The sequence below is a fragment of the Bradyrhizobium sp. B097 genome (assembly GCF_038957035.1).
Lineage (GTDB): Bacteria > Pseudomonadota > Alphaproteobacteria > Rhizobiales > Xanthobacteraceae > Bradyrhizobium.
In genome coordinates this window covers 5,697,108-5,712,958 of the sequence record NZ_CP152412.1, presented here as the reverse complement: position 1 = coordinate 5,712,958, position 15,851 = coordinate 5,697,108, and the positions used below count along the sequence as shown (strand labels likewise).

At 63.6% G+C, this 15,851-nt stretch carries 14 protein-coding genes; 10 read left to right on the top strand and 4 right to left on the bottom strand.

What is annotated here, in order from left to right:
* Positions 1–103: 103 nt before the first annotated feature.
* Complete coding sequence (locus AAFG07_RS26795; protein WP_342722831.1) at positions 104–691, bottom strand: ANTAR domain-containing protein; 588 nt, start codon at positions 689–691, stop codon at positions 104–106.
* Complete coding sequence (locus AAFG07_RS26790) at positions 688–1,851, bottom strand: transporter substrate-binding domain-containing protein (RefSeq protein WP_342722830.1); 1,164 nt, start codon at positions 1,849–1,851, stop codon at positions 688–690. Before AAFG07_RS26790 ends, AAFG07_RS26795 begins: the two co-directional genes overlap by 4 nt.
* A gap of 418 nt (positions 1,852–2,269) precedes the next feature.
* Here AAFG07_RS26790 and AAFG07_RS26785 point away from each other — a divergent pair, with 418 nt between their 5' ends.
* The 9 genes from AAFG07_RS26785 (at position 2,270) to AAFG07_RS26745 (ending at position 11,671) form a co-directional block, all read left to right on the top strand.
* Positions 2,270–3,670 carry an amidase gene (locus AAFG07_RS26785; protein WP_342722829.1) on the top strand — a complete coding sequence of 467 codons (1,401 nt, stop codon included), beginning with the start codon at positions 2,270–2,272 and terminating at the stop codon, positions 3,668–3,670.
* A 17-nt stretch (positions 3,671–3,687) separates the two neighbouring features.
* Complete coding sequence (locus AAFG07_RS26780) at positions 3,688–4,683, top strand: acetamidase/formamidase family protein (protein WP_342722828.1); 996 nt, start codon at positions 3,688–3,690, stop codon at positions 4,681–4,683.
* Between the two features lie 57 nt (positions 4,684–4,740).
* Complete coding sequence (locus AAFG07_RS26775) at positions 4,741–5,955, top strand: urea ABC transporter substrate-binding protein (protein WP_342722827.1); 1,215 nt, start codon at positions 4,741–4,743, stop codon at positions 5,953–5,955.
* Between the two features lie 94 nt (positions 5,956–6,049).
* Positions 6,050–6,916, top strand: coding sequence for a branched-chain amino acid ABC transporter permease (locus AAFG07_RS26770; protein ID WP_223968694.1), 867 nt, complete (start codon positions 6,050–6,052; stop codon positions 6,914–6,916).
* Positions 6,917–6,929: 13 nt separating this feature from the next.
* A complete protein-coding gene (locus AAFG07_RS26765; RefSeq protein WP_342722826.1) occupies positions 6,930–8,003 on the top strand; it encodes a branched-chain amino acid ABC transporter permease in 1,074 nt (357 codons plus the stop codon).
* A gap of 3 nt (positions 8,004–8,006) precedes the next feature.
* Positions 8,007–8,726, top strand: coding sequence for an ABC transporter ATP-binding protein (locus AAFG07_RS26760; protein ID WP_342722825.1), 720 nt, complete (start codon positions 8,007–8,009; stop codon positions 8,724–8,726).
* Positions 8,716–9,426 (top strand): ABC transporter ATP-binding protein, encoded by a 711-nt coding sequence (locus tag AAFG07_RS26755; protein WP_342722824.1) that lies wholly within the window; start codon positions 8,716–8,718, stop codon positions 9,424–9,426. The genes AAFG07_RS26760 and AAFG07_RS26755 overlap by 11 nt, the downstream gene beginning before the upstream one ends.
* Before the next feature lie 63 nt (positions 9,427–9,489).
* Entirely contained in the window at positions 9,490–10,251 is a 762-nt protein-coding gene (locus AAFG07_RS26750) for an SDR family NAD(P)-dependent oxidoreductase (protein WP_342722823.1), read from the top strand.
* Positions 10,252–10,267: 16 nt separating this feature from the next.
* Positions 10,268–11,671, top strand: a complete 1,404-nt coding sequence (locus tag AAFG07_RS26745) for an amidase (protein WP_342722822.1) — start codon at positions 10,268–10,270, stop codon at positions 11,669–11,671.
* A 26-nt stretch (positions 11,672–11,697) separates the two neighbouring features.
* On the opposite strand, the gene AAFG07_RS26740 is transcribed toward AAFG07_RS26745, so the two are convergent.
* Positions 11,698–12,900: a serine hydrolase gene (locus AAFG07_RS26740; protein ID WP_342722821.1), complete on the bottom strand. Its 1,203-nt coding sequence runs from the start codon at positions 12,898–12,900 to the stop codon at positions 11,698–11,700.
* 223 nt (positions 12,901–13,123) lie between these two features.
* Between AAFG07_RS26740 and AAFG07_RS26735 the strand changes: the two genes are divergently transcribed.
* Positions 13,124–13,798: a LuxR C-terminal-related transcriptional regulator gene (locus tag AAFG07_RS26735; protein WP_212310831.1), complete on the top strand. Its 675-nt coding sequence runs from the start codon at positions 13,124–13,126 to the stop codon at positions 13,796–13,798.
* Positions 13,799–14,872: 1,074 nt separating this feature from the next.
* Here the strand turns inward: AAFG07_RS26735 and AAFG07_RS26730 are convergent.
* A complete protein-coding gene (locus AAFG07_RS26730) occupies positions 14,873–15,799 on the bottom strand; it encodes a hypothetical protein (RefSeq protein WP_342722820.1) in 927 nt (308 codons plus the stop codon).
* Positions 15,800–15,851 lie beyond the last annotated feature (52 nt).

Genomic DNA, 15,851 nt, shown 5'->3' with positions numbered 1-15,851 from the left:
CGTTTTCGAGCGAAGTGGGTACCGGTTCGCGTGAGGAAAACGCGTCAAGACAAGAATCCAGCCTGCGTGGTGGCCGCTGCGACTTGGCTTGAGCGATGCTGGTCTAGCCCGCCGCGCGGGGCAGGGAGCCGTTTGCCGTGATCTCGGCCGAGAGCTCCTCGATGGTCTTGCGCTGCTCCATGGCGGCGCGCCGGATCAGCGCAAAGGCGGCCGGCTCGGCCAGTGCATGGGTGTGCATGACCTGAAGGACGGCGGCGAGCACGACGCGGCGGGATCGAAGACGCTGTTCGAGTTTGAGCACCTGCTGCTTCAGCTCGTTGGTGCGCTCGCTTCGCTCGAAGGCGAGGACCAGCGCGGCATAGATGCCGGCCGAGCGCAGCGGCTTGACCAGGAACGAGGCCGGATCGAGGTCGAGCACCAGCTTGAGGCGGCTCGGCGTCTCGGTGCCGAGCAGGGCGATGACCGGGCTTCGTCCAAGCGCCGCGCGCTGCGCCGGCGAGGCGAGCGGCAGGAATTCGTCGTCGATCAGCGTCACGTCCGGCCGGCAGTCGATATCGGCGCCGCCATCCCATGTCACGATGTCGATCCCGAGACGCTCGAACTGGCGCCTGACGATGGTGGCGTCGCGCTCGTCCTTGATGGCGACGAGCGCCTTGCGTCCGCGCAGCGAAAATGACGACGGCTTGCTCATTTCACAACCCGCAAATGGGGCGCATTCGGCAACGTTCCATCCCTTGCGGGGCCGGCGGCGATGTCGAGCTGCGCCAGATAGGGATCCGGTTTAACCGGAGCTTCAGCTTCCCAGAAGATGTCAAACTGTCCTTCGGCGTTGGAGACGGCGAGCCGCGGCGTCAGGACGCAGTGGTTGTTGCTGCCGTCGATCCAGACCGGGCCTTGCGGCGAATTGTAGCGGTGGCCGGCCGCGGCGCGCCGCACCTCGCCGATATCGGAGGTGCCGGCGCGTTGCAGCGCGCGGGCCAGCAGATAGACCGCGACATAGGCGGATTGCCCGTCCACCGACGGACTGCTGTGCTCGCCGTGACGCGCCTTCCAGCGCGCGACGAAGGCCTGGTTCTCGGGCAGGCGAATGCTTTCGAAATAGGCCGACGACGTGATGCAGCCGGCCGATGCGGGGCCCGCGATCTTGAGCTCGGGCTCGCACAGGCTGCAGCTCAGCATCGGGATGTCGAGACCTGCCGCGGCGGTTGCGGCATGAAACGCGCGGATGAAATCATAGCTCGAACTGCCGACCAGCGTGTTGAACACAACCGGCGGCCGGCGCCGCACGATCTCGTCGACGATATGCGTGACCGCGCTTTCACCGAGCTCGAGCAGGCGTTCGGCGAGAATCCGTCCCCGCGCCGCCGTCACCAGCTCGCGGGTGACGCGGTTGGTCTCCCAGGTCCAGACATAGTTGGAGCCGACGCAGAAGATCTCGCGCGACAGATTGTCGAGCACGTAGCGCACCAGCGGCAGCACGTTGTGATTGGGCGAGGCGCCGACATAGATGACGTTGTCGGAGCATTCGAAGCCCTCGTAGCGTGCCGGATACCAGAGCAGGCGGTCGGTGCGCTCGACGATCGGAAGAACCTGTTTGCGGGAAGCCGAGGTGTAGCAGCCGATGATGTGCTCGACGCCGACATTGCGAATGAGGTCGTCGCAGACCGTATGGTATTCCGAAATGACGCCGCGGGGATCGCGGACATGCGCCGATATCGCGAAGTCGAACTCGGCCTGCTCGTTGATCTCGTCGACCGCCATCATGGCGCTCTTCAGGATCTCGCGCCCCATGGCCTGATAGGGCCCGTGCTGCGAGCAGATAATGCCAACGGGAATGGACGGCTTTGTCATCGACGACTTTCAGTGCAACGCATGCAGGAAACCATCTTCGCAGAGGCCGGTGCAAGAGGTCATGCCGATTTGCTGCGCAGCACCTCGCGAAATTTGTGCAGCCAGCCTCGTTGACAACGCGCTGCACACCTCCTTAGAATTTTCTCCTACAGGGCTTCCTGTCGAACCTTGCGTGCGTCGATTTGGCCGATGACGTCCCGATCGCCGCGCAGAGTGCTCCGTTCGATCCCGGACCCACGCGATAGTTCATAGCCGCGGCATTTGGGCCATTCGTCACCTTCGTTTGGAGGGGCGGGTGGCTTTTTGCTTTTGCCGCCAGACAAATTGGCAACACATCCGTGTCGCCAAGCCGGAGGCGCATGCGCGGTGATGGGCAGTGCCTGCGCTTGCGTCGTGCCAAGTGCGGGGATGAGAAACGATGCCGACGACGGATCTTCACTATCTCGGGCTCATTGAGGTCGGGCAGCAAATTCAAGCCAAAAAGCTCTCACCTGTCGAGGTGACGAGAGCGATGCTCGGACGGATCGGGCAGCTCGACGGCCAGCTCAAGAGCTATGCTCATGTGATGGGCGACGCAGCGCTTGCCGAAGCGGCGGCGGCGGAGAAGGAGATTGCCTCCGGCAAGATCAAGGGGCCGCTGCACGGCGTGCCGATCGCCGTCAAGGATCTGTGCTGGGTCAAGGGGGCGCCGGCCGCGCACGGCATGACCATTCATCGCGACTTCCGTCCGAGTGAGGATGCCACCGTGGTCGCGCGGCTGAAGGAGGCCGGTGCCATCATCCTCGGCAAGCTGCAGCAGACCGAGGGCGCCTATGCCGATCATCACCCGAAGATCGATCCGCCGACGAATCCGTGGAATGCCGATCTGTGGTCCGGCGCATCGTCGAGCGGTTCCGGCGTCGCCACCGCGGCGGGGCTTTGCTTCGGTTCACTTGGAACCGATACCGGCGGCTCGATCCGCTTTCCCTCAGCTGCCAACGGCATCACCGGGCTGAAGCCGACCTGGGGACGCGTCAGCCGTTACGGCGCTTTCGAGCTCGCCGCAACGCTGGATCACATCGGTCCGATGGCGCGCAGCGCGGCGGATTGCGGCGCGATCCTCGCCGTGATCGCGGGTCAGGATCCAAAGGACACCACGTCCGTGCCGCTGGCCGTGTCTGATTATCTCGCGGGCCTGACTGGAGATTTGCGCGGCGTAACGATCGGGGTCGATCGGCGCTGGACCAGCGAGGGCACCGACGAGGCTGCCGGCAAGGTGCTCAGCGAAGCGCTGCGGGTTGCCGCCGATCTCGGCGCGAAGATCAAGGAGATCACGTTCCCCGATCCCAAGGCCGTGATCGAGGACTGGTTCCCGCTGTGCGGCATCGAAGTGGCCGTTGCGCACGAAGAAACCTATCCGGCGCGCAAGGACGAATACGGTCCGGCACTCGCGGGCCTGCTCGATCTCGGCCGGGCGCAGTCCGGCATGGACTATCAGAAGATCGTGCTGCGGCGCGAGGCGTTTCGCGGCGCCGTGCGGCTGCTGTTCGACACGGTCGATCTCATCGCGGTTCCAGCCCAGGCGTTCGCTGCGCCGACATTGGCCAAGATGGCGGCGCTCGGTGAGGATCCGTCACTGATCACCGGGCTGCTGCGCTTCACCTGTCCGTTCGACATGACCGGCAGCCCGACCGTGACGCTACCCGGCGGCTTTGCGCCGAACGGTGGTCCGGTCGCCTTCCAGTTTGTCGGCCGTCATTTCGACGAGGCAAGTCTCGTTCGTGCCGGCGATGCCTTCCAGCGCGTCACCGACTGGCACAAGCGCCATCCCGCGATCTGAGTTGAGGAGCCGTTCGCATGACCGAAGACTGGTTGAAGAGTTCCATCATGGCCAAGCGCGCCGTCGCCAAGGGTGCGACCGGCACGACCCATAGTTTGACGATCGAGCAACAGGGCGGCTTCCATTACGTCTATGGACCCTATGCCAAGCCGACCCTGTCGATCGATCCGGGCGGGGTGGTCGTCGTCGAGACCGAAGATGCCTTCGGCGGCGTGCTCACCAGCGAGACCGACAGCCCCACGGCGAAGCTGAATTTCCCTTACCTGAACCCGCAATGCGGGCCGATCGCGGTCAAGGGCGCCAGGAAGGGCGATTGCCTCGCCGTCTATATCCGCGACGTCGAGACCCGCGGCGCGCAGCCGGCAGGCACCACCTGCATCATTCCGGAGTTCGGCGGCTTGGTCGGAACCGCGTCCACGGCGCTGCTCAATCCGCCGCTGCCGGAGCGCGTCAAGAAGCTGCATGTCGACCGCAACGGCGTGCGCTGGAACGACAAGATCACGCTGCCCTATGAGCCGTTCATCGGCACGATCGGCGTGTCGCCCGAGATCGAGGCGATCTCTTCGCTGCAGCCCGACTATCACGGCGGCAACATGGACCTGCCAGACGTCGCGCCTGGCTCGATCATCTATTTTCCGGTGCATACCGAGGGCGGGTTGCTCTATGTCGGCGACTGCCACGCCACGCAGGGCGACGGCGAACTCTCGGGCGTCGCGCTCGAACAGCGCGCCACCGTCACGCTGCAGATCGATCTGATCAAGAACTGGAGCTTCGCCTGGCCGCGGCTCGAGACGCGCGACTTCATCATGACGATCGGCAGCGCGCGGCCGCTCGAGGACGCGGCGCGGATCGCCTATCGCGAGCTCGTGCGCTGGATGAGCGCGGACTACGGCTTCGACGAGATCGACGCCTACATGCTGCTCAGCCAGGCCGGCCGCATGCGGCTCGGCAACATGGTCGACCCCAAATACACGATGGGGGCGTCGATCCTGAAGAATTACCTCAAGGCGTGACTTCCACATCTTTCAACGACAAGGAACATCGCGATGAATTCGGGGCGTATAGTCGGAATGGCTTTGCTTGGTGCCGTACTCGGGACGGCTGTCATTGGTGCTGCTCAGGCGGCCGATCCGCCGTTGAAGGTCGGCTTGCTGGAGGACGTCTCCGGCGATCTGGCTTTCATGGGTATGCCGAAGCTGCATGGATCGCAGCTCGCGGTCGAGGAGATCAACAAAAGCGGCGGCATTCTCGGCCGCCAGATCGAGCTAATTCACCTTGATCCCCAAGGTGACAATGCCCGCTATCAGGAGTTCGGCCGAAGGCTGCTCAACCGCGACAAGGTCGACGTGCTGATCGGCGGCATTACCTCGGCGTCGCGCGAGGCATTGCGTCCGATCGTCGATCGTACCACCACGCCGTACTTCTACACGAACCAATATGAAGGCGGCGTCTGCGATGCCAGCATGGTCAGCATGGGCGCGGTGCCGGAGCAGCAGTTCTCGACCCTGATCCCCTGGATGGTTCAGAAGTTCGGCAAGAAGGTCTACGTCATCGCGGCCGACTATAATTTCGGCCAGATCTCGGCGGAGTGGAACCGCAAGATCATGAAGGACCTCGGCGGCGAGGTCGTGGGCGAGGAGTTCATCCCGCTCGGCGTATCGCAGTTCGCGCAGACCATCCAGAATATCCAGAAGGCGAAGCCGGATTGGCTGCTGACGATCAATGTCGGTGCCGCGCAGGACTCGTTCTTCGAGCAGGCGTCCGCCGCCAACCTCAATTTGCCGATGGGGTCCTCGATCAAGGTCATGCTCGGCTTCGAGCACAAGCGGTTCAAGCCGCCGGCGCTCAACAACATGCATGCGACTGCCAACTGGTTCGAGGAGATCGACACGCCCGAAGCCAACGACTTCAAGAAGCGCTGGCACGCCAAGTTCCCCGACGAGCTCTACATCAACGACATGGGCTACAATGCCTATAACGCGCTCTACATGTACAAGGCACTGGTCGAGAAGGCGAAGTCGACGAAGCTCGAGGACATGCGCAAGGTGATCGCGACCGGTGATGCCTGCATCGACGCCCCCGAGGGCAAGGTCTGCATCGATCCGAAGAGCCAGCATACGTCGCACCGCATGCGCCTGATTTCGGTCGGGCCCAAGCATGAGGTGACCGTCGAGAAGGACTACGGAACCATCCAGCCATACTGGCTCGGCGAGATCGGCTGCGACCTCACCAAGAAGAACGACAAGGATCAGTACACGCCGAGTCATCTTCCCAGCAAATCGTGACGCAAGCGGGCACGAATCTTGCTCGTGTTTTGCGTCATGGCTTTGAAGCGAACCGGCGCCGCAATGATGCGGCGCCGTGATGACGGAGAGCGGAATGTCGGCTGAACTCTTCTCGCTATTCTATCAGTTCGCCGACGTGTTCGCGTTCCTGATCCTGTCGGCCGCGGGCCTTGCCATCGTGTTCGGCATGATGGGCGTCATCAACATGGCGCATGGCGAGTTCATCATGTGCGGGGCCTATGTGACGGTCGGGCTCGTGAATCTCGGCGTGCCGCTCCCGATCGCCCAGATTCTGGCCGCGCTGACGGCGGGGATCATCGGCATGATCGTTGAGTTGCTGATCGTGCGGCGCTTCTACAAACGTCCGCTCGACTCGCTGCTCGCCACCTGGGGCCTCAGCCTGATCGTGACGCAGTCGATGCTGCTGATTGTCGGGTCCGCGGTGCGCGGCATCGGCACGCCGGAAGGAAGTTTTGCGATCGGCGGTTACACGTTCTCGACCTATCGCCTCGTGCTGTTCGGCTGTGCGGTGGCCGTGCTGGCCGGCCTCTACATCATCTTCATGAAGACGCGCTTTGGCGTGATCGCGCGCGCCACGATGCAGAATGCGGCAATGGCGAAGGCGCTCGGCGCACGCACCGGCCGCATCTATTCCATCAGTTTCGGGATCGGCACGGCGCTCGCAGGGCTCTGCGGTGCGCTCTACGCGCCGACCATGACGCTGATCCCGACCATGGGCGCGACCTTCGTGGTCGAGAGCTTTGTCACCGTCGTGATCGGCGGCGCCAATGTCCTGCTCGGAACCGCACCGGCGGCAGTGTTCCTGGCGATGATCAGGATGGCGCTCAATGCGAGCTACGGGCAGATCATCGGGCAGATCGGCATGCTGTTTGCCGTGATCCTGATCATACGGGTGCTGCCTGAAGGGCTATCGAGCGTGCTGGTTCGTCGTGGGCGCTAGACGGGAATCTCTGATGTTGAAGCTGCTCGACGGTCCGCAGACGCTCGGACGCGGAAAGAACTTCTGGTCCTGCTTTCTCGTCGTGCTGGCGGGCGCGCTGATCTATCCGCTGTTCGCCGACTCCTATGATGTCGGAAACTTTGCCTACTTCCTGATCTGGATCTTCATGGCGCTCGGCCTCTGCCTGATGTGGGGCTACGGCGGCATGCTATCGTTTGGCCAAACCTTCTTCTTCGGCATCGCAGGCTACGGCTACGGCGTGCTCGCCATCAACATGGGCGGGGGAACGGCCACCATCGCCGCGCTCGTGCTCTCGGTTGTCATCGCGATGATGGCGGCGGGGGTCCTCGGCTATTTCATGATCTGGGGTGGCATCAGCGGGATTTTCTTCGGCATCGTGACGCTTTCGGCAACGCTGGTGCTGGCTTTCTTCCTCGGGCAGACGGCCGGGCCGGAATGGCATATCGGTCCGGCGCGGCTGAACGGCTTCAACGGCATGAAGGGAATGGACCCGCTCACGGTCGGCAGCTTCGATATCGAGGGATCGGCGCTCTATTACCTCATGATCGCATTGATCGTGATCGTCTACATCGCGCTGCGCATGCTGGTGAACTCGAGCATCGGCAATGTGATCGTGGCGACGCGGGAAAATCCGCAGCGCGCCGAGATGCTCGGCTACGACGTCCGCAAGTATCAGCTCCTGACGTTCGTGATCGGCAGCGGCCTCGCGGGGCTGAGCGGCGCGCTGTACACGTCCTGGGGGCAGTTCATCACGCCGTCCAGCATCGGTCTGCCCGCGGCCGCGATGCCGATCGTGTGGGTAGCGTTCTCCGGACGCAATGATCTGACCGCGACCCTGGTCGGATCGTTCCTGCTGCTGTTCGGCTTCCAGACCATCACGGTCTACAGCCAGCAGGCGGCGCTGGTGCTGATGGGCGTACTTCTGCTCGCGACCGTGATGCTGGCGCCGCAGGGTTTTGTGCTCGGTATCGGCAAGCTCGTTGTCGACTGGTGGACCAGGCGCCGACGGCGCGACGAAGCCCCCGCGCTGGCGGATGCCGGCCGTCTGCAATCGGATGAGACCTGAACCATGGCACTGGTCGATGTAAAAGGTGTCTCCAAGCGCTTCGGTGGATTGACCGCCGTCTCCGACGTCGACCTGACGGTCAATGCCGGCGAGGTCCATTGCCTGATCGGGCCCAACGGGGCCGGGAAGAGCACGTTGTTCAAGCTGATCGTCGGCTTCTATCCGCCGAGCACCGGCAGCATCTTCTTCGACTCCGTCGATATCACCGCGGAGCGACCCTACGCGCGGGTGCAACGCGGCATGAGCATCAAGATGCAGGCGCCGAGCGTGTTCAAGGAACTGCCGGTGCGGCAGAACATCCAGATCGCGCTGCAGGAGCGGCTTTCGGGCGCGGAATGCCGGGCTGAGGAGGAGCGGCTGCTGGCGCTGCTCAATCTGGCTGATGATAGCGGCAAGCTCGCCGGTGCGCTGTCGCATGGCCAGCAGCAATGGCTGGAGATCGGGATGGCGCTGGCGTTGCAGCCGCAGCTCTTGCTGCTGGACGAGCCGACCGCGGGCATGTCGCCGGAAGAGACCTACAAGACCGGCGAACTGATCAAGTCGTTCAATGCCGAGGGCATGACGGTTCTTGTCGTCGAGCACGACATGGCATTCGTGCGTCAGGTCGCCCAGCGCGTCACCGTTCTGCATCTTGGCAAGATCTTCGCGCGCGGCAGCCTCGAGTCCATTCTGGAAGACGAGAAGGTCGCGGAAATCTATCTGGGTAAGACCCATGCCCACTGATCGTATCCTGGACGTATCGGGGCTCTGGGCGGGCTACGGCGCGACGCCGATCCTGCAGGGCGTCAGCATGACGGTCTCGCGCGGCGAGATCGTCGGCGTGATCGGCCGCAATGGCGTCGGCAAGTCGACCTTGATGCGCTGCCTGATCGGGCTGCTGCAGTCCTGGCGCGGCACCATCACCTTCATGGATCAGGATGTCACGCAGCTCGAGGCCGATGCGCGGGCGCGCGCCGGCTTCGGCTACATCCCGCAGGGCCGCGACGTGTTTCCGCAAATGAGCGTCGAGGAGAATTTGCAGGTCGGCGAGCTGATCGGCGGACCCGACGGAAAGAAGCTGCCGGAACTCGTCTACGCGTATTTTCCGCGCCTGAAGGAGCGCCGGCGCCAGATTGCGGGCACCATGTCGGGCGGCGAGCAGCAGCAGCTTGCGATCGGCCGCGCACTGATCGGTAATCCCTCGCTGATGATCCTCGACGAGCCGTCCGAGGGCATCCAGCCCTCGATCGTGCAGCACATCTGCGAGGCGCTGCAATCGTTCCGCGCCGAGCTCGGCACCACGATCATCTTCGTCGAGCAGAACCTCGACACCATCCTGGCGATCGCCCAGCGCTGCTACATCATGGAGAAGGGCAAGATCACGCGATCGCTGGCCGGCGAGGAGGTCAACGCGGACAATGTTCGCGCGCAGCTGCTGCTTTGATCGGCCACGCCATGTGGAGAGGAAGTGCGCGTTCAACAATCGATAACAACGGAGGGAATGGATATGGATCTGGGACTCAAGGGCGCAAAGGTTCTCGTGACCGGCAGCACCAAGGGGATCGGGCGCGCAATCGCCGACACGTTCGCGGCCGAGGGTGCCAATGTCGGCATCTGCGCGCGCAACCAGGCGGATGTCGACGCTGCGGTGACCGCGATCAAGGCCAAGGGCGTCGCGGCATTCGGCGGCGCGGTCGACGTCTCCGACGGACCGGCGCTGAAGACCTGGGTCGCCGACATGGCTGGAAAGCTCGGCGGCATCGATGTCGTGGTCGCCAATGTCAGCGCGCTGTCGATCGGGCAGGACGAGGAAAGCTGGGAGAAGGAGTTCTCCACCGACATGATGGGGACGGTGCGGCTGGTTAACGCGGCGATGCCCTATCTTGAGAAGAGCGCGGCGGCGGCGATCGTCACGATCTCCAGCGTGTCGGGGCGCGAGGTCGATTTCGCCAGCGGTCCTTACGGCACCTTCAAGGCCGCCATCATCCACTACACGCAGGGCCTCGCCTACCAGCTCGCGGCGAAAGGCATCCGGGCCAATTCGGTGTCGCCGGGGAATACCTATTTCGAGGGCGGCGTCTGGAACATGATCAAGGACGGCAATCCCGAACTGTACAAGACCGCGCTGGCGCTCAACCCGACCGGCCGTATGGGCACGCCACAGGAGATGGCGAACGCCGCGGTGTTCCTGGCGAGCAGGGCGGCGAGCTTCATCACGGGGACCAACCTCGTCGTGGACGGCGCCTTGACGCGCGGTGTTCAGTTCTAGCCGGGGCCACAACGACATGTCAGCGGATCCATTGCACTACAAGTCCATCACCGAGATCTCCGAGCTCATTCGCCGCGGCGAGGCGAAGGCCTCGGAGATCACGGAGGCGATCCTCGGCCGGATCGCGAAGTTCGATGGGCAGTTTCATGGCTATGCGCACGTCCTTGCGGAGCGGGCCATGGCGCAGGCGAGGCAGCGCGATGCGGAGATCGCCAAGGGCATCAGGCGCGGCCCGCTGCATGGCGTTCCGATCGGGCTGAAGGACCTCTGCTACACAACGTTTGCGCCGACCGCGGGCGGCACGACGATCCACGCCAAGTTCGTTCCGTCCTTCAATGCCACGATCGTGGATCGGCTCGAGCTCGCCGGTGCGGTCACGCTCGGCAAGCTCAAGATGACGGAGGGCGCCTATACCAGCCACCATCCGGCCGTTCAGGCCCCGCTCAATCCGTGGAATGTGAACTACTGGGTCGGCTCGTCGTCGACCGGATCGGGCGTCGCGACCTCGGCGGGGCTCTGCTACGGCTCGATCGGCAGCGACACTGGCGGCTCGATCAGGTTTCCGTCGGCGACTTGCGGCTTGACCGGCATCAAGCCGACCTGGGGCCGCGTCAGCCGATACGGCGTCTTCCCGTTGGCGGACTCGCTCGATCACATCGGACCGATGTGCCGCAGCGCGGCCGACGCCGCGGCGATGCTCGGCGTCATCGCCGGCGCGGATGCCAACGATCCGACCGCCTTGCGCGCGCCGGTGCCGAACTATCTGGCCGGGGCAGGCGATGGCATCCGCGGCTTGAGGATCGGCGTCGATCGCAGGTACACCCAGGAGGGGATCGATCGGCAGGTCGTCGCCGCTTTGGTACAGGCCGAGCGCGCGCTTGCCGATCTTGGTGCCGACATCCGCGAGGTGCATTTCCCGCCCTATCAGAAGCTCGTCAGCCAGTGGATTGCGATGTGCTCGGTGGAAACGGCGGAGGCGCATCTGGACACCTACCCGTCGCGGAAGTCGGAATATGGACCGGACCTCGCCCAGCTGATCGAGCAGGGCAGGACGACGAGCGGCGTCGATATCGCTGCGATCCATCACGAGCGGCTGAAGTTCAGCGGTAGCCTCTCCGCGATGTTCGAGGATATCGATCTCTTGCTGATCCCGACGATGCCGGTGCCGATCCCGACGCTCACCAAGATGAGCGAATACGGTGCCGACCCCAACGTCCTCCTGAACATCCTGCGCTTCACGGCGGTGTTCGACTTCTCGGGCAGCCCGACCATCACGCTGCCGATGGGCATGGCGTCGGACCAGATGCCGCTCAGCATGCAGCTGGTTGGCCCGCATCTGTCCGAAGACGTGCTGGTCCGCGCCGGCGCCGCATTCCAATCGGTGACCGACTGGCATACGCGGCGGCCGCCGATCGGATGATGCTACGTCAATGGTGTCGCGGCTCGTCAGGCCTTGCTGGCAAGCCGGGCCGCGATCGCGCGATAGCCGCGCATCCACATGTGATCGAGATCGAGGTCCATCGGCAGCGGCTGCGAGGAAACGCGCGCGATCACGGTCTCGCTCTCCGGATCGATATAGATCCATTGGCCGTGGATGCCGACCGCGGCGAACGGGGTTTCGTTGCGATCAATCGTGTACCACTTGTTGCGGTAGTTGCCGTTCGGAAACACCTTGGTCAGATCGCCGCGCGACCAGGCCTCGGCATTGCCGTTCTGCCTGATGTCGTCGACCCACCAGCCAGGCACCACCTGCCGTCCGTTGCTGATGCCGTGGTTGCGCATCATCTCGCCGAAACGGGCGAGATCGCGCAGTGTCGCGCAGATGCCGCCGGCGACGCGGGCCGCGCCGCGCGAGTCGACGGCGATGTAGGCGTCGTGCTCGGCGCCCATCGGCTGCCACAGATACTGCGCGAGGATCTTCGCGTAGGATATGCCGCAGGCGCGCTCATAGACCCAACCGAGCACGTCGGTGTTGGTCGAGACGTAGTGGAAGGTTTGGCCATGCGGCGTACCGTTCGGCCGCAGCGTGCGCAGATAGTCGCGTAGGTTGGTCGGCGGCACGGTCGGGTCGGGCGGCTCCCAGCCGGTCGAGCGCCGGTAGTTCATGACGTCGCCGTCGCGCGCCATATAATCCTCGTCGAAGCGGATGCCGACGCTCATGTCGAGCAGGTGCCGCACCGTGCAGCTGCCGCCATAGACCGATCCCTCCATCTCCGGGATGTAGCGCGTCACCGGCGCGTCGGGATCGAGCTTGCCGTGATCGGCCAGGATGCCGCCAAGCGTTCCCGCGACCGATTTGCTGACCGAGAAAATCAGATGCGGGGTATCCGGCGCCAGGCCGTGGGCATACCATTCGAAGGCGACCTGACCGCGATGCGACACGACGATGCCGTCGGTGTGGCTTGCGCGCAGCGCCTGGCCGACGCCGACCGTCTCACCGCGCGGGTCAGCGAAGCTGACGTCGTCGAGATAGCGCGGAGCAAAGGACAGCGGGGACGGCGTCGAAGCGCGCGCGATGTTGGCGGTCGGCAGCAGTTCGCGGACATTGCGGAATGCCCACTCGCTGAAGGGATGCTGGCGCCAGTTGGCGAGCGTGACTTGTTCGTCGGCCGCCGACGGGAAGGCGGCCATGATGCGACGCGAATTCATTGTTGATCCAATAATGATACCGGGGACGTGCAGAAGTTCCGTATCGGTCGCGCCGCTTGCAATCAACCGGATGGTGGAGGGGGGCATCGGGTTACTCCGGCGTAACCGTTTCCGGGATGTGGGTTTGGCCCGCAAATTGCTTGACTATGCCCCGCGTCTGTCTCAGCGTGCCGGGCACGCGACGCGTAGACGTTCGCCATCGGGAAACATCGGGAGGTAGGTCATGATCGCGCTTCTGGGCCGACCGGATCCGGCAACCACGCAAGCCATCCAGTTCGCGCGCGGGATTCTCGAGGGTTCGGCGACCGCGTTCTACGAGGTCGACGGCAATCTGACCCTCAACCGCTTCGTGCTCTCTAGCAACGTTCCGCCGAGCTTCCACGACCAGTATCTTGCCGGCATGAACCGGCTCGATCCGTTGCATCCGCGCTCCGCGAGCAACCGGCCGATCGCCCGGCTGAGCATCGCGCTCGACCAATGCGCGTCCCAGGAGGCGGCGACCTACCGTGCCTTCGCCGGCCAATGCGGCGTCGCCGACATGATCGAGTTCTTCTTCCGCCGCAACGACCGGATCGTGGCCGGAATGAGCGTGCTCTGGGCGCCGGGCTGCACGATTCCCGACGGCAGCATGCACATTGCCGAGAAGATCCACGATTACCTCGAGTTCAACCTGACCAGCCGCCTGTCCCCGAATCCGGACGAGCCGGCGCGCTACGGACTGACCTCGCGCGAGATGGAGGTGGTCGAGCTGCTGTGCTGCGGCCGCACCAACCGCGAGATCGGCGAGTGCCTGAGCATCGGTCTTGCGACGGTGAAGACGCACCTGATCCACATCTTCGAGAAGCTCGGCGTCGAGACCCGCTCCGCCGTCGTGGCGCTGATGTCGCGGCCGCATTAGGGCGCGGCTCTTTCCTCCCCGCGTCCCGGCCTAGTGCGCAATTGCGCACGGGGGCCGGGACCATACTCCGCAGCAGAGGTTGTCGGTGGGACTCGTCGTTCCAGCGTCGCGCAACCATTTGCCGCGGTGGTTATGGGTCCCGGCCTTCGCCGGGACGACAGCCAATGTGTTGCACCGGCTGTGAGACATGGCTCCGCATTCTCGCGACATGATTGTTGCCCGAGCTTTGCTCTTCGTTCCGCCGCTCTGAGAACAGAGGGCGCAGGGAAAGCCGGGTGCCGATCGCACCCATGGGCCCCGAGCAAAAGGTAGAAAGCTCGGGGGTAGGACCACAGGTGTAACCGGAGCAATCCGGCTTTCCCTGCGCGATGGCTTACGGCTTACTTCGTGCTCTCCCCGGCGAGACTGGGCTTGCTTGTCACCGCCTTCACAAGACGCTTGCGCGTCTTGCGAGAGGACACCTGCCGCTAGGGCGTCAGGACCACACGACTTCACCGTCCGTCTCATGCGCACTCGTCAGTTGCGCAATCAACGTCCACCGCATCTCACCGCAACACCCGTGACGATGCGCAGCGCCCCTCGATCGGGTGAGATGCGTCAACCATACACTGAGTTGCCGTTCCGATAAACCGAATTATTTTGATGGCGAGGGATTGACACGTTTTTGCTGAGTTGCCCGTCGGGTTAGCTTGTCGCATCCCGAATGGGGCGGGACCGTCGCTCCGTGGGCCGAAGCGGCGATCCCTGATCGCGCGATGTGCATGGTCGGAGTGTGGGGTTGACGTCGGCCAATCCGCACGACTGAGGACATAGTAAAATCGACAGTTGCGCGCGACAATTGCCATTCCGAACTAGCCCTGAGTAACAGATCTCTCGGTGAGCAGACTCAGCAGCGCAAAGGTAGTAGCGCGGCGCAGCAATTGCGGCTTCTGGTGGATGAAATTCAGGGAAGAGGCGTAACGTCGTGGCTGAAGGCTGGCCGCCACAGTCTCCGCAACCGCCGTGGCCCCAGCTCACCCCCTGAGCTGGGGCTGGCCGGAGCGCACATTCGAAGCGCAGCGACAGGTGCGCCGATCACAGGCGCGAGCTGATTTTCGTTGTCGCAGGCTTCGTTGCTGCCTTTGACTTTGCTCGCGTTTTCACGCCATGCCTGGAAGATGCTGCAATTCGGCTATGTCGCTTGCCGATCAGCCTGGCGTGGCTCGGTGCTGAACGATGAGCTACGTATTCCTGACCGTCGACTGGTCCGAGATGCGCTGGGTCTCCATTCAAATATGGACGTCCGACTCCGAACTGCTTTTCGTGTTCGTCGATCCATTTCCATAATCGCTTGGTCTCGATTACCCGCTCGTCCTTGCTCCCGCCGTTCATGCTGATGACGTCTGCGGCGAGCCCGTGACCATAGCCTCCTCGCGAACTGCCACCGTGATAGGACTTGTCATTCGCGGCCTTCAGCCCGCTTGCGATTGATTGGCGATAGTCATCTCGGAATCCGCTTGTGATCCCAGGTGCCAGTCCGGCCTGTTCTGCTGCATGGAGCAAATAGAACAGCCTTCCCTTGAAAGTTCGATCCATCCCTCCGATTACGTAGTCCATCAGAGACATGCCGGCTTTATCTGCTGCGCTGGGGTCCTTCCATCCGAAGTCATTTTCGACCCGCTTGGGGATGCTGCGAGTGACGGTGATCTGTTTTCCCTTCCGCTTGATCGTTACGTCGTTTTTCTCGTACACGACGATCCAGTCGGTCTTCGGTGCTCGCGTGTAAAGTGCTCCAAGGAACCGGTCGATGCATGCCTCGGCAACAAAGCACTCGTCCAGGACCAGGACCGTATCGACATTGTCAGGAGCGGCCTTGAGTGAGTCGACAGCGTTGGCCGTCTGAGATGCTTGCTCGGATTGCTTCTCGGTTTCCGTCGTTGGCAGAGCCTCGGAGTTCGCTCGGTCCGCACCTGGCGGCGCGTTCCGAGCATCGGTTTGAGCCGACGGTTCGGATGCTGTCACCTGTGGGCCCGACTCTTCCGTGGGCGACGCCGCGTGCACATCGCGAACGACG